The organism is Anabaenopsis arnoldii, from assembly GCF_028331025.1.
GTDB classification, from domain to species: domain Bacteria; phylum Cyanobacteriota; class Cyanobacteriia; order Cyanobacteriales; family Nostocaceae; genus Anabaenopsis; species Anabaenopsis arnoldii.
In genome coordinates this window covers 1-12,811 of record NZ_JAQMUH010000092.1, presented here as the reverse complement: position 1 = coordinate 12,811, position 12,811 = coordinate 1, and the positions used below count along the sequence as shown (strand labels likewise).

At 42.9% G+C, this 12,811-nt stretch carries 13 protein-coding genes; 9 read left to right on the top strand and 4 right to left on the bottom strand.

All coding sequences use genetic code 11. The annotated features are described in order from the left end of the window. Positions 1-158: 158 nt before the first annotated feature. From PN457_RS08015 to PN457_RS08005, 3 genes are all read left to right on the top strand, one after another. On the top strand, positions 159-689 hold the full coding sequence (locus tag PN457_RS08015; RefSeq protein WP_271732502.1) for a gamma carbonic anhydrase family protein: 531 nt from the start codon (positions 159-161) through the stop codon (positions 687-689). Positions 690-874: 185 nt separating this feature from the next. Further along, complete coding sequence (locus PN457_RS08010) at positions 875-1,000, top strand: photosystem II protein Y (RefSeq protein WP_271732501.1); 126 nt, start codon at positions 875-877, stop codon at positions 998-1,000. Positions 1,001-1,120: 120 nt separating this feature from the next. Beyond that, positions 1,121-2,374: a bifunctional folylpolyglutamate synthase/dihydrofolate synthase gene (locus tag PN457_RS08005; RefSeq protein WP_271732500.1), complete on the top strand. Its 1,254-nt coding sequence runs from the start codon at positions 1,121-1,123 to the stop codon at positions 2,372-2,374. A gap of 45 nt (positions 2,375-2,419) precedes the next feature. Here PN457_RS08005 and PN457_RS08000 read toward each other — a convergent pair whose 3' ends face one another. Next, positions 2,420-3,712 carry an ABC transporter substrate-binding protein gene (locus PN457_RS08000; RefSeq protein ID WP_271732499.1) on the bottom strand — a complete coding sequence of 431 codons (1,293 nt, stop codon included), beginning with the start codon at positions 3,710-3,712 and terminating at the stop codon, positions 2,420-2,422. 437 nt (positions 3,713-4,149) lie between these two features. Here PN457_RS08000 and PN457_RS07995 point away from each other — a divergent pair, with 437 nt between their 5' ends. The 3 genes from PN457_RS07995 to PN457_RS07985 are packed head-to-tail and all read left to right on the top strand — an operon-like array spanning position 4,150 to position 6,986. Next, the gene (locus PN457_RS07995; RefSeq protein WP_200989291.1) at positions 4,150-4,443 is read left to right on the top strand and encodes an HU family DNA-binding protein; all 294 of its coding nucleotides are present in this window, start codon (positions 4,150-4,152) and stop codon (positions 4,441-4,443) included. Between the two features lie 26 nt (positions 4,444-4,469). Continuing rightward, the gene (gene cobD / locus PN457_RS07990) at positions 4,470-5,552 is read left to right on the top strand and encodes a threonine-phosphate decarboxylase CobD (protein WP_271732495.1); all 1,083 of its coding nucleotides are present in this window, start codon (positions 4,470-4,472) and stop codon (positions 5,550-5,552) included. Positions 5,553-5,555: 3 nt separating this feature from the next. Beyond that, the gene (locus tag PN457_RS07985; protein WP_271732493.1) at positions 5,556-6,986 is read left to right on the top strand and encodes a dihydrolipoyl dehydrogenase family protein; all 1,431 of its coding nucleotides are present in this window, start codon (positions 5,556-5,558) and stop codon (positions 6,984-6,986) included. A gap of 5 nt (positions 6,987-6,991) precedes the next feature. Here PN457_RS07985 and PN457_RS07980 read toward each other — a convergent pair whose 3' ends face one another. Both PN457_RS07980 and PN457_RS07975 read right to left on the bottom strand, forming a co-directional pair. Next, on the bottom strand, positions 6,992-8,746 hold the full coding sequence (locus tag PN457_RS07980; protein ID WP_271732492.1) for a DUF3685 domain-containing protein: 1,755 nt from the start codon (positions 8,744-8,746) through the stop codon (positions 6,992-6,994). A gap of 166 nt (positions 8,747-8,912) precedes the next feature. Beyond that, positions 8,913-9,362: a Fur family transcriptional regulator gene (locus PN457_RS07975; protein WP_271732491.1), complete on the bottom strand. Its 450-nt coding sequence runs from the start codon at positions 9,360-9,362 to the stop codon at positions 8,913-8,915. 282 nt (positions 9,363-9,644) lie between these two features. Here PN457_RS07975 and PN457_RS07970 point away from each other — a divergent pair, with 282 nt between their 5' ends. Further along, positions 9,645-10,118, top strand: a complete 474-nt coding sequence (locus PN457_RS07970; RefSeq protein ID WP_271732490.1) for a CRR6 family NdhI maturation factor — start codon at positions 9,645-9,647, stop codon at positions 10,116-10,118. A 34-nt stretch (positions 10,119-10,152) separates the two neighbouring features. Here the strand turns inward: PN457_RS07970 and PN457_RS07965 are convergent, their stop codons facing one another. Then, positions 10,153-11,109 carry a glycosyltransferase family 9 protein gene (locus PN457_RS07965; RefSeq protein ID WP_271732489.1) on the bottom strand — a complete coding sequence of 319 codons (957 nt, stop codon included), beginning with the start codon at positions 11,107-11,109 and terminating at the stop codon, positions 10,153-10,155. 109 nt (positions 11,110-11,218) lie between these two features. Here PN457_RS07965 and ispD point away from each other — a divergent pair, with 109 nt between their 5' ends. Both ispD and scpB read left to right on the top strand, forming a co-directional pair. Then, complete coding sequence (gene ispD / locus PN457_RS07960) at positions 11,219-11,896, top strand: 2-C-methyl-D-erythritol 4-phosphate cytidylyltransferase (protein WP_271732488.1); 678 nt, start codon at positions 11,219-11,221, stop codon at positions 11,894-11,896. A gap of 67 nt (positions 11,897-11,963) precedes the next feature. Continuing rightward, the gene (scpB, locus tag PN457_RS07955; protein ID WP_271732487.1) at positions 11,964-12,500 is read left to right on the top strand and encodes an SMC-Scp complex subunit ScpB; all 537 of its coding nucleotides are present in this window, start codon (positions 11,964-11,966) and stop codon (positions 12,498-12,500) included. The last annotated feature ends 311 nt before the right edge of the window (positions 12,501-12,811 follow it).

Genomic DNA, 12,811 nt, shown 5'->3' with positions numbered 1-12,811 from the left:
TGCTCATTGCTGCAAAGAAACCGAGTTTCAGCGTAAACAATCTTCACTAGCATCTGACTCAGATGAGAGAGGTGACACTGTGATATTCTGGTTGTGCAGCAAGCCTCAAACTTTAGAGCTTCTCCAGTGTTCGGTGGGTACCATATTCATATTCTATCGTGTCTACAACTTCTTACTGGCCATCTCCCGATTTTTCTCAAGCAGCTTTCATCGCCGCCAATGCTGTGGTTATAGGTTCGGTAAACATTCAAGCCGGGGTCAGCATTTGGTATGGTGCAGTAGTTAGGGGAGATGTAGAACGCATTGATATTGGGGAATGTACAAACATTCAAGATGGGGCAATTTTACATGGTGACCCTGGTTTACCAACAATTCTAGAACATCATGTCACTATCGGCCATCGCGCCGTGGTACATTCTGCCCACATTGAATATGGCTGCTTGATTGGCATTGGTGCAATTATTTTAGATGGGGTGAGAGTGGGTCATGGTAGCATCGTTGGTGCTGGCGCGGTAGTAACTAAGAATGTCCCCCCTCGGTCTCTAGTGGTCGGTGTTCCTGGTAAGGTATTGCGCCCAGTTCCAGAAAACGAAGCCGCAGAACTGATAGAACACGCAGAACGTTACAAAAAGTTAGCTTTAGTTCATGGGGGAACGGGAAATGATCTTGGTTTTGCTCACCAGAAATAGTGCCAAAGATTGTAATATAACTATATATTGGTAATTAGCCTGAAGGCAGCAATGCTTAACATGATTGCAATCCCCGCTGAAACTTGTAATCCCATGGGACTAGCAAAATTTGCCAATTAGGTTAAAAATAAACATGAGAACAGTTCATAAAACTTTAATTTTCACTTAAAAGAGGAGTTCTAGATATGGATATCGATTACCGTATAGTCATCGTTCTTGCACCCATTGTCATTGCTGGTAGTTGGGCTGCATTTAACATTGGTGCTGCAGCTTTAAGACAAGTACAAAACTTTTTGAACAGAGAAGCCTAAGTTTAAACAAAATTATCGATAAAATCGGCTGTTTCCTTAATTCAGGACAGTCGTTTTTTGGGGGGGAAATGGGGTATTTTCGCCCTATTCCCTCATATACCTTGTCTTTCTCATCTGTTTGTGGATATAAATTCTTTACTAAAACCGTTTCAGCATTTTGGCGTTAATCTGGGACTCTCCCGCATTATCAAACTATTGGCTAACCTGGGTAACCCCCATCTGCAAGTTCCGGTAATTCACGTTGCTGGTACTAATGGTAAAGGTTCTGTTTGTGCTTATCTTAACTCTATACTCACTGAAGCTGGTTATCAGACTGGCTGTTATATCTCTCCTCATTTAGTTGATTGGACTGAACGCATTTGTATTAATAAACAGCCAATTACTAGTGAGAAGTTCAGCCAATTAATCTTACAAGTCCAAGATGCTATTCAAGCTGATGATGAGTACCCAACCCAGTTTGAAGTGATTACCGCCGCTGCTTGGTTGTATTTTGCTCAAGCTCAAGTTGATGTGGCCGTGATAGAAGTGGGTTTGGGGGGGCGGTTGGATGCGACCAATGTTTGCTCAGATCCATTAGTAACTATAATTACATCTATTAGCCGGGAACATTGGCAGCAATTAGGTCCGACTGTGGCGGATATTGCTAGGGAAAAAGCAGGTATTATTAAACCGGGGTGTCCGGTTGTGGTGGGGAAATTGCCCCCAGATGCCCAAAAAGTTGTGCGATCGCGTGCCGCAGAATTACAATCCCCGTATATTGCACCAAGATCTGCTCATGAAATCTCCCCCGGATGGGCTGAATATGAAACTCAGGTAAACTCCTGGGTTATTAAATATCCTCTCCCATTACAGGGGCAAATTCAACTAAATAACTCAGCCTTAGCTTTAGCTGGTGTAGAAATTCTGCAAAACCAGGGTTGGAAGATTTCCCCAGAAGCGATTGTTAACGGGATGAGTAAAACTCAATGGCCCGGACGAATGCAATGGGTGAGTTGGAAAAACCGCAAATTATTAATTGATGGCGCTCATAACCCCGCAGCTGCTCAAGCATTAAGAGATTATGTAGACAGTTTACACACCCCTGGGTTAACTTGGGTGATGGGAATGCTTTCTACTAAAGAACATGGAGATATTTTTCAAGCCTTACTGCGATCGCAAGACCAATTATATCTAGTTCCAGTCCCAGATCATAGTTCAGCCGACCCCAGAGAACTAGCCCAAATAGCTGTAAAAATTTGTCCAGAATTGTCCAGATGTGAAACCTATCCAGATTTAACATCCGCCTTAGACGCAGCTATTAATGAGAAAAATAATCAACTTGTTTTGTGTGGTTCTCTCTACTTAATCGGTCATTTTTTCAGACAGGGGGGATAGATCCCCGGCTGTTGAACCAGTCGGGGATGTGGTTAAAATCTCAGACTATAGCCTATTATTCCATTCTTGAGCCGCATCTTCCACAGCTTGATCTACAGTTTTTTGACCTAACATCGCTGCTTGTAAATTTTCATAAATCGCCTTTTGCAGACGTTTAGAATCTTTCAAAGTTGGCGTTAAAATCTCTGCTTGTTGCAATTGTTTCGCACTAATCACCCTCGCCCGTTCCACTGTAGAAGCAGTATCAGGGACATTTTGAAAGTAACTATCTGCCAGTGCTTGTTTTGTGGATGGTAAAACATTAGCAGCTTTAGCAAAGGCTAGCTGATTCTTGTCATTGGTGACAAATAAAGCAAACTTAACGGCCGCATCGGGATGTTGACTAGCACGGGGGACAACTAAATTCATCACAGCCACATTCTTTTTACCAGTATCACCGGTAATCTGGGGTGCGATCGCGGAGGCCTTGGCAATTTGGGGAGCATTCCTAGCAATGGTATTGAGAAACTCAGGTCCGGAAGCTAAAAAAGCCGTTTGTCCAGACTGGTATAAATCAATGCCATGGCGATGTCCTTGGGTTAAAGCCTCCCTGGGAAGTAACCCCTGTTGATATAAATTCACCCAATATTGAAAAGCTGCTTTACCTTCGGGAGAATTAAAAGCCGCCTTACCCTGCTCATTGACTAGGGTAACGCCCATTTGTACAAATGACTCCAACACCTCACCGGAATCTTGGGGTACAAAAGTGACAAAAAAGGCATATTTACCCGTCTGGTCTTTAATTTTCTGGGCGACATCTGCCAATTCTGCATAGGTTGACGGTACTTTATTAATACCTGCCTGTTGTAATAAATCAGTGTTATAAATATTTAGCCTGGTAGTCAAGTACCAGGGGATACCAAAACTTTTACCATTCAGGGTGCTAGCTTTCCAAATATTCGGTAGATAAGAAGAACGTTCTGGGTCAGAAATTTTGGGATCTAAGTCTAACCAAGCATTTCTTCCCGCCAGTTGGGAAGCAAAAACTGGATTGAGATTGACGACATCAGGTGGTGTATTTGCTGAGACAGATGTTAAAATTTTGTTCTCCATTGCCGCCCAGGGCACATCAACCCAGTTGACCTTGATACCGGGATTTTCCGTTTCAAAATTAGCAATCAAACCTTGGAAATAGTCAGTAAATTGAGGTTGGAGTTGCATCGTCCAAAACTCAACAGTTGCTTGTGTACCCGCAGGAGATACTGTATTATTAGCAGTATTACAACTTACTAACCAACTAGTAAGTAAGCCTACCAATGCCCAAATAACTAGTTGTTTGAATTTTCGCAATCGGATCATTTTAGCCTGATGATTACATTTGCAAGGGGTGAAAAGTTGTCAAAATCAGTTGCTTAGTCTATCAAAAATTGTCAAGTATCAGTCAGTTGATCATGTTAATCTGCTCTTAACCCATGACCAGGTTGAGAGCAAAAGCTAAAAAAATCTGGGGCATTTTTCAGTATTCCGGTAATTTTTCTGTATATTTTGTGGTTTAAATTTACTGAAAAAGCACAAAAAAACCCGAAATCTATATAAATTAATGGTTTCATCTATCCAGTTCAGGCTACAACACCTTAGAATGATTCATTGAAAAGTCGATCTGATGGGATATACAGGTATTTCTAACATCAATAATCCCAAAGAGCGACTTTTCTAATTCTCTCTAGGGAGAATTAATCAAAGATGCCACACAGTGCAACTGTCGAGAATCTCAAGTAAAGATCAAGGAGTTTGATATGAACAAGGGTGAATTAGTTGATGCAGTGTCTGAAAAGGCTAGTGTTACTAAAAAACAAGCCGATGCTGTGTTAACTGCTGCTTTGGAGACTATTATTGAAGCTGTCTCTTCTGGGGATAAAGTAACATTAGTAGGATTTGGCTCCTTTGAATCACGAGAACGCAAGGCTCGTGAAGGTCGCAACCCCAAAACTAACGAAAAGATGGAAATTCCTGCCACTAGGGTTCCTGCTTTCTCGGCTGGTAAGCTGTTTAGAGAAAAGGTTGCACCCCCAAAAGAACCCAAAGAATAGATAACGTTTTAGGGAACCTCTTATTGATGCAGCAACCAGTTCACGGTGGAAATTTAGCCTGGGCGGCAGCACTAGCTGGCTGTCCACCTGAAGGTATTCTGGATTTTTCTGCCAGCATCAGTCCTTTGGGACCACCAAATAGCGCGATCGCGGCTATTTATTCCCAAATTAGTAATCTTAGGCACTATCCACAACCAGATTACAGTGAACTTAGAGTTGCTTTAGGAGGCTTTCATAAATTACCTTCTGAGTGGATTCTGCCAGGGAATGGTTCAGCGGAATTACTGACTTTAGCCGGGAGAGAGTTAGCGAATTTATCCGCAACATCCTTAGTTACTCCAGCCTTTGGCGATTATTACCGAACACTAACGGCATATAATGCTAATATCCTGGAGTTTCCCCTTTCTTTGACAACTGGACAATGGGAAATAGGAATAAATTCTGGTTCATATCCTTTATCTTCACCAGGAAGTTATGGATTATTGCTAAATAATCCTCATAACCCCACAGGGAGGTTATTCTACAGGGGGGCGATTTTGCCTTATTTAGAGCAATATTCCTTGGTGGTGCTGGATGAGGCATTTATGGATTTTCTCCCCCCCGATGAGGAACAAAGTCTCATTGGAATGGTGCAAGAATATCCAAATCTCGTAGTATTGCGATCGCTAACGAAATTTTACAGTCTCCCCGGACTGAGATTAGGCTATGCGATCGCCCACCCTGACCGTCTGGCTCAATGGCAATCATGGCGAGATCCCTGGCCTGTAAACACCCTAGCCGCCGCCGCCGCCATTGCCGCTATCCAAGATCAAGAGTTTCAAGAGCGCACCTGGAAATGGCTACCACAGGCAAGAAACCAACTTTTTCAAGGTTTAACCTCAATTCCAGGTTTGCAGCCTCTAGAAGGCAGTGCTAACTTCCTACTAGTAGGATCACAATCATCAAGTTCTCAATTACAACAACAATTACTCCAGCATCACCAAATTTTAATTCGTGATTGCCTCAGCTTTAAAGAATTAGGCGATCGCTTTTTCCGGGTTGCTGTCCGTTCGGAGTCTGATAACCAACGTCTGCTCACAGCCTTATATTCCTTGACTGTTGACCAATAACCAATGACAATTGATTATGACTTAGTAATTATTGGTGGTACTGTTGCCGGACGCTATGCAGCCCTAGTTGCAACCCAACTCAAAGCCACCGTGGCTTTAGTGGAGTCTCAAGTAAATTATGGCTTTAGTCAACATCAAGCCATCAGCGAAGTTGCTAAAATCCTCCATAACCTCAATGATGTTGCTGGCCGGGGAATTCACACCACACAACCATCACTCACCTGGACAGAAACCAGGTTGTATAGTCACGGTGTGATCGACCACATCCAAGCACAAACTTCTCTGGCTAACCTAGCAGCTCTGGGTGTAGATGTCATCCTGGGTACTGGTCAATTTCAATCCTTACCCCATTTAGGCTTTACCGTAAATCAACGCCTATTGCGGGGGCGTACCTACTTACTAGCCACTGGTTCTGTTTTGTACCATCCAGAAATTCAGGGATTACAACCCACTGGTTACTTGACATTATCTAATATTTGGCAAACTCTCAAGCAACCAACCTTACCGCAAAATTGGGTAATTATTGGCGGTATTCCCCAAAGTATTGAAGTAGCCCAAACTCTGGCGCGGTTGGGTTGTAGTGTCACCTTAGCCGTGAAATCTGCATCTATTCTCCCCTCCGCCGACCCAGAAATAGCCCACCTGCTGCAAGCACAGTTAGAAGTTGATGGTGTGCGTGTCCTGACTCAAAAACCAGTAACTCAAGTCAAACTAATTGAGGGTAAAAAGTGGGTTCAGGTAGGAAATAAAGCTATTCAAACCGACCAAATCCTAGTAGCAACTGCACAGCAACCAAACCTAGAGTACCTGAATTTAGGTGCTGTAGGTGTGAAATGGCGGCAACGTCGCTTACTGCTCAATGATAAATTACAAACTACTAATCCCCGGATTTACGCCTGTGGCGATGTGATTGGGGGTTATGATTTTCCCAATGTTGCTAATTATGAAGCGAGAATCGCTGTCAAAAATGCCTTGTTTTTTCCCAGATTTACAATCAATTATCGCTGCATTCCCTGGGGTCTCAATTCTCATCCCCGGTTAGCGGAAGTCGGTTTAACACCAGTCCAGGTAAAACGCCAATTTCGACCCGATGAGGTTTTAGTTTTACGGCAGTATTATAAATCAATCCCAGCTGCCCAACTCCGAGATCAAACTACAGGTATATGTAAGTTGATTGTACACCGCAATGGGGAAATTTTGGGAGCCTCCATATTGGGGGAGGAAGCGTCGGAGTTAATTAATATAATTGCTTTGGCTATGTCCCGAAAAATTCCCGTTAAACATTTAGCTTCCTTGTCTTGTGTCTATCCTAGCTTTTCCCAAATTATTGAAGATACAGCCACACAGTGGGGTCAGCAAAGGTTAAATACCAATCATGCTTTACAAGATTTTCTCGAAGGCTTTTTTCATTTCCGCCGCGATTGGAATTGGTAATCGGCTTATTTCGTTCGCTCACTATGACGCTTAAAGTTCTTTTCTGTTAAAGATACGCTACCAATTCCTTGGAGGATACCACGACCGATTAAACCTAAACCCCGTCCCACTATTTTAGTGAGCAAAAAAACAATACCGCTACCTACAATAGATAATAATGATTTTAACCGCGGCGCGATCGCATCTCGAAATTCTAGTACCAGTGTCACTAATAGGGGAATACCAGAAAGCTGGGCTAATTCCTGACCACGGGGGGCATAAATTGCAGTTTTGGCAATCCCACGCGGTGCTAATACAAATAGCTCATAGGTACTTTCAAATATGCTTTTAGGCTCATTGATATACTTGTTTAAACGGTATTTCCATGATAACTCATTGCGGAAGCGTTCTATTTCTCTTGTGGAAATTAAGCGGCGATCATAATAATTCTGTTTAATGTCTTCTACGTCTGCTAAAGAGTTGAGCAATGGTTGCACTACACTATTGGCTACGGAAATCAATAAATTTTCTAAAATTATTAATGCTTGGGATTTCGCTTCAGGTGTACCCCCAGGGTAGGTGGTATTATCAATGTGCAAGTCTGTCTGAAATACTAAATAAGAAAATAACTCTAGTACTAGGGGTATTTTATTGATGATCTCTGTTTGTACCACCCGATAATTTTGCAGCAATAAATTGACAACTTCTATATCTTGGTTACCTACTTGTACGCGATAAAATTTGCCAAAGAAATCTGTAATTACTCCTTGCCATAAATCATATAATATTGTGTCTTTTAAGCTTTCTAATTGAGCGCCGCTTACTTGAGGAACACGCAATTCATCTAGGTTTTGCGCCAGTTTTTGCAGAATTAAATACAGTAGTTCCCGTCTTTTATCTTCCCGAAAAATATCAATTTCTAAAGCCACATCTGTGACATTTTGTAAAGAAAATTGTAATTTATTCACACATACTGCAAATAGATCAGATTGTAGCGATCGCGGGCTAAGTAGAGGCGCTAAAGTAGGTTCTTCTTTTACCTTCAATCTCACATTCTCACTACTGAATACTGGAATTACAGCCGGTTTCTGCTGTTCGGGTTCTCTTTCCTGTGGCGAAACTAATAACCGACTGAGTAACCAACGCGCGGCTAATAGTTCTCGTCTTTTTCCAGCCAGAACAGCTCGATCTATTAACGGGATCCCAGGGATTTGTAATTGCGTCATCACTGCGCCTAAATCTGCTTCAATGTAAGCAACCCCCGACAAATACCAATTTTTTCGCACCCCAGCCAGGGGAAGAGTAGGTGATGGCGTGATGGAATAATCCGCAGTGGAATCAAGGCTTCCCTGTGGAGGAAACCAATAACAACCACCATCTACTACTGCTTCCATAGCAGCGACTAATTCAGAAATAGGAGTACCTTTAGGACAGTAGCCATTAACGCCAGTAGCACGCACGGCTAACAGCAATCCTGGTTCTTGAACAGAACTCAGTAGGAAAATTGGTAGTTTGGGGTATTGGTTTTTGATTTGTTGACACAGTTGTAATCCTTGCTGCTGACTGGAAATAGAGCGACCATTACCTAATTCTAAAACTACCAAGTTCACTTGGTTGGGGTCTTTTTGAGCCAGTTCTGCTAGTATCTGCAAGGCCCTTGTATCTGTTTCTGCTTCCGATATTACTTCGATGTCAGGCACTGTTGACAAAGCTACCCGTAGTCCTAACCGGAATATGGCATCTTTGTCAATTAACAATAATTTTAGGGGTTTATTATTCATAAGATATAGTACGCGGGAAACTCAGTCACAAACCGCGCTGAGATCGGCTGATGATCAAAACCCCCAAGTTTAGCTTTAACTATTGCAGTCCTCCTGAGTATGACATTCTCGTGGGTTAATTGTCACGCCAATTTTGTGGGAATATTGGTGAAAATCACGTTAAAAATTATTCTGGTTTTTGGGGATGGCGGTAACCATAAAAGTTAATACTGTATTCAGTAATCCTGACTCCTGTTTGTTTTTCCACCTCACGGATTAATTCTGCGGGTAGTTCTATATGCACATCCAGCAGTTGATTAGTATCAATACAGTTGACATGACTATGGGAATCACTGATATTACCGTATAAACGCCCGTCACAGCGTTCAACACACTCAATGATGCCCTGACTTGATAGGGCTTCTAAATTTTGATAAACAGAAGTGTGACCAATATCTTTACCCTGCTGGCTGAGACGAGCATAAATTTCTCTAGCAGAAAGGTGTTCATTAGCCTGCCACAGCAATTCTAAAATAAAGCGGCGCTGGCGACTGACGCGCATCCCCAAGAGTTGACACCTATCCAGGGCTTCCTCTAGGGAACGAATTGGTTTGGGAGATATCGAGTGATTTTGCATAGTTAAGTTGGTTAACTATAAGGGTATTTTCCCGATTTTGTCTGGCTCTGGGAATTTACAATTTAATCTGGTGATTGTCCGTTGGTGATTAGGGTTTGTTTGATTACACTCTGCTCTTAAACAAACTCATTACAACTTTAACTTACAATTATAGCAAATGTCCAACCCTAGGCAGGTGTCAAGTTTGCCAAGTTAGACATACACAGGTAAAAAAATAACTGGGTGCAAATAATGTGCCATCACACCCAGCAAAGCTGGTGATTCTCGATCCTACTTTTGAGCATGACGATTACAATTCAAGTCGATACCGACCACGTTAACAATCTAGATATCTCACCTGTCTTGAAGGTGATTACGCAACTACTCGAAGACAAAGGGATGGCATCCTGGGAACAGCAGTTAAGCTTTAATATCCAATATGCCTTATCACCCGGAGATCCCCGGGAACTTTCAGAAATCCCAGAGTTGCGTCTATGGTTTGTCCGTTTAGATGCTAAATATCCCTGGCTACCATTTTTACTAGATTGGAAATCCGGGGAATTAGCCCGTTATACTGCCATGCTTGTACCACACCAATTCAGTGCAAAAGAAGGTATTCAATATAACCCAGAAGCCTTAGAAATATTTCTCATGCACAAAATTTTTATATTAGGTGATTGGCTCAAGGAACAAGGTATCCCCAGCTATCCCCGGTTAAAGTCTATGGCGCAAATGCTGGGTTATGACCTAGATGATGGGTTGTTTGAGATGCTTTGAAAAGCCTACACCTCTCAAGAGGTGTAGGAGGATTTTAGCCGCCCCAAATTTTCTGCAAAACTATTTGGGGTGAAATATCTGCTAATTGTGACGTTGGTGATTTAATCGCCAGAAACTTATCATTTTTGGGCAACACCGATTCTGGATCTGTAGAGCCAAACAGGGCAATAGTATAAGTTTGCACTGCTACACTTAAATGAAGTAGTGGATCATCAGTAGATAACATCAAACTTGCTCCCCCAATCATGGCGGTTAATTTGCCAATGTTATCAGGAGCAGTCAGCTTAATCCCGGTGGTTCTTTCCAGGAGCGATCGCCAAACCTGCTCATTTTCAGAGCCGCGAATCACCACCACAGGCAAATCCGGTTGCTTGTGTTGGCATTCTTGAATGATTTGCTCCCAGTGTTTTAGAGGGTAGAGTTGATCTGAACCTGTGTGAGAGATATCACTAGAACCAGCATGAACTAATATGTAGCCTGTGTCATTGATTCCCAAGCGTTTTTGTTCATTTTGTGACCAGTCAATATCCGGTTTAGGCAGACTCACTGCTAACTCTGGGCAAGGGGTTTTAATCCCAAAGGGTTGCAGCAAATCGTGGTAAACTGCCGCCTTGTACTGGTTGGGTTGGTATGGCACAGAATCAGTCAGAAAACCTGCTCCTTTGCCTTTGTAGCCAACGCGGGTAGGGATTCCAGTTAGCCACAGCAAAAGACCCATTAACCAACTTTCTCCCGGAGTGATCACCGCATCATACTCGCGATCGCGAATCATCCCCACGAAATTACTCCAATCAGCCAGACTATTGCGGTCTGTGTAATCAAAAGTCAGGACATCATTAACTGACTTGCTCACCCGGTAGGCAGCCTTTGACCGGGGTTCCACAACGACATCTAACTGAGCCTTAGGGTAATAACGCCTCAAGTCATCTAGAGTCGGGAAGAAAAGAATTTGGTCGCCAATTCCGCCAGGAACAAGGGCTACTACTCGCATAATATTTATTCACGCGTACTCGCTCTTATTTTAGGTGAATATAGTCATTAGTTATTGATTATTAGTCATTAGTCATTGATGATCAGTTATTAATTGATTGAGGTTTTCTGTGCATTTACTTATTCCAGCCGCTGGAACCGGCAAAAGAATGGGAGGAACCCGCAATAAACTCCTCCTGCAAGTGCGATCGCAACCAATTATTGCTTGGACTCTCAAAGCTGCCGCAGCAGCCAGTGCAATCAAATGGATAGGGATTATTTCTCAACCGGTTGACTGGCCGGACTTCAAGGCAATTGTCGCCGATCTAAACGTGACTAAACCAGTGGAATTTATTCCTGGCGGATCCTCCCGGCAAGAATCAGTTTATAATGGCTTGCAGGCGCTTCCAGACACCGCAGAACACGTATTAATTCACGATGGGGCCAGATGTCTGGTGACACCAGACTTACTCAACTCATGCGCCCAAGCCATCCAAGAATGTTCTGGTTTAATTGCTGCGGTTCCCGTGAAAGATACAATCAAAGTCGTAGATAAGCATGGCATCATTCAAACTACCCCCGACCGTCAGCAATTATGGGCAGCACAAACCCCCCAAGGCTTTAATGTTAACTTATTAAAACAGTGCCACGCTCAAGGCCTTCGTCAAGGTTGGGAAGTCACCGATGATGCTGCTTTATTTGAAAGATGCGGTATTGAAGTCCGAATTGTCCCGGGAGAAGAGACAAACTTGAAAGTGACAACTCCCCAAGATTTGGCCATGGCTGAATTTATCCTCAGCCAACGATAATGGGGTGAACATTCCCCAGTGTCAAGGTGCGGGGATTTTTGATTCAATGACCAACGACTAATGACCAATGACTACAGCAACTAAGATAGAAGCGATTCTGTATTTAAAAGGTAAGCCTTTATCCCTGGGTGAAATCGCTGAGTATGCAGGGTGCGATCGCGCTACAGTCGAAGAGGGAATCATGGAACTAATGGATAATTATGCTCACAGAGATAGCGCCTTAGAAATCCTAGAAACCCCCAATGGTTACAGCTTGCAACTGCGCTCTGATTTTCATGACTTAGTACAAAGGCTGATTCCTGTAGAATTAGGATTAGGTGCATTGCGGACTTTAGCCGCCATCGCTTTGAATAACCCCATACTCCAAACTGATTTAATTGAACTACGAGGTTCAGGAGTATATCAACACGTACCGGAACTGGTGGAACTCGGATTTGTGAGGAAACGGCGAGACAATGATTCTCGCTCCTACTCACTGCAAGTCACACCCAAGTTTTATCAGTATTTCCAAATTGAAAACTTGTCGCAAATCTTAGAACAGCAGCCCCCGGAAGAACAACTAGAACTAAACCACCAAACCCAAACAAGAGAGCCGCGCGGCTGATTGATATCTGTGTGTAGCCAGTTGTGAAGAACCGTCAAGGGATCACCCTAATTTAGGATTGTGAGCTAGTCCTAAGCTGACTATTTTATAGACAAAACTATACTTATGTTGACAACAATTGACATAAGTGAGTTAAGAAAATCGCCCACTTGATATATAATACGATATCAGGTATTGAATTAAGACTATTGCCAACGCGAAAACCAAGCAATGATAGCGGTAGTCTTTCTTGTAAATCTTAACTTGAGAAATATCGCGTCTGGCTAAGGCGTGCAAGTCTACTAAGGGATAACCGCTCCCATGCTCCCGTT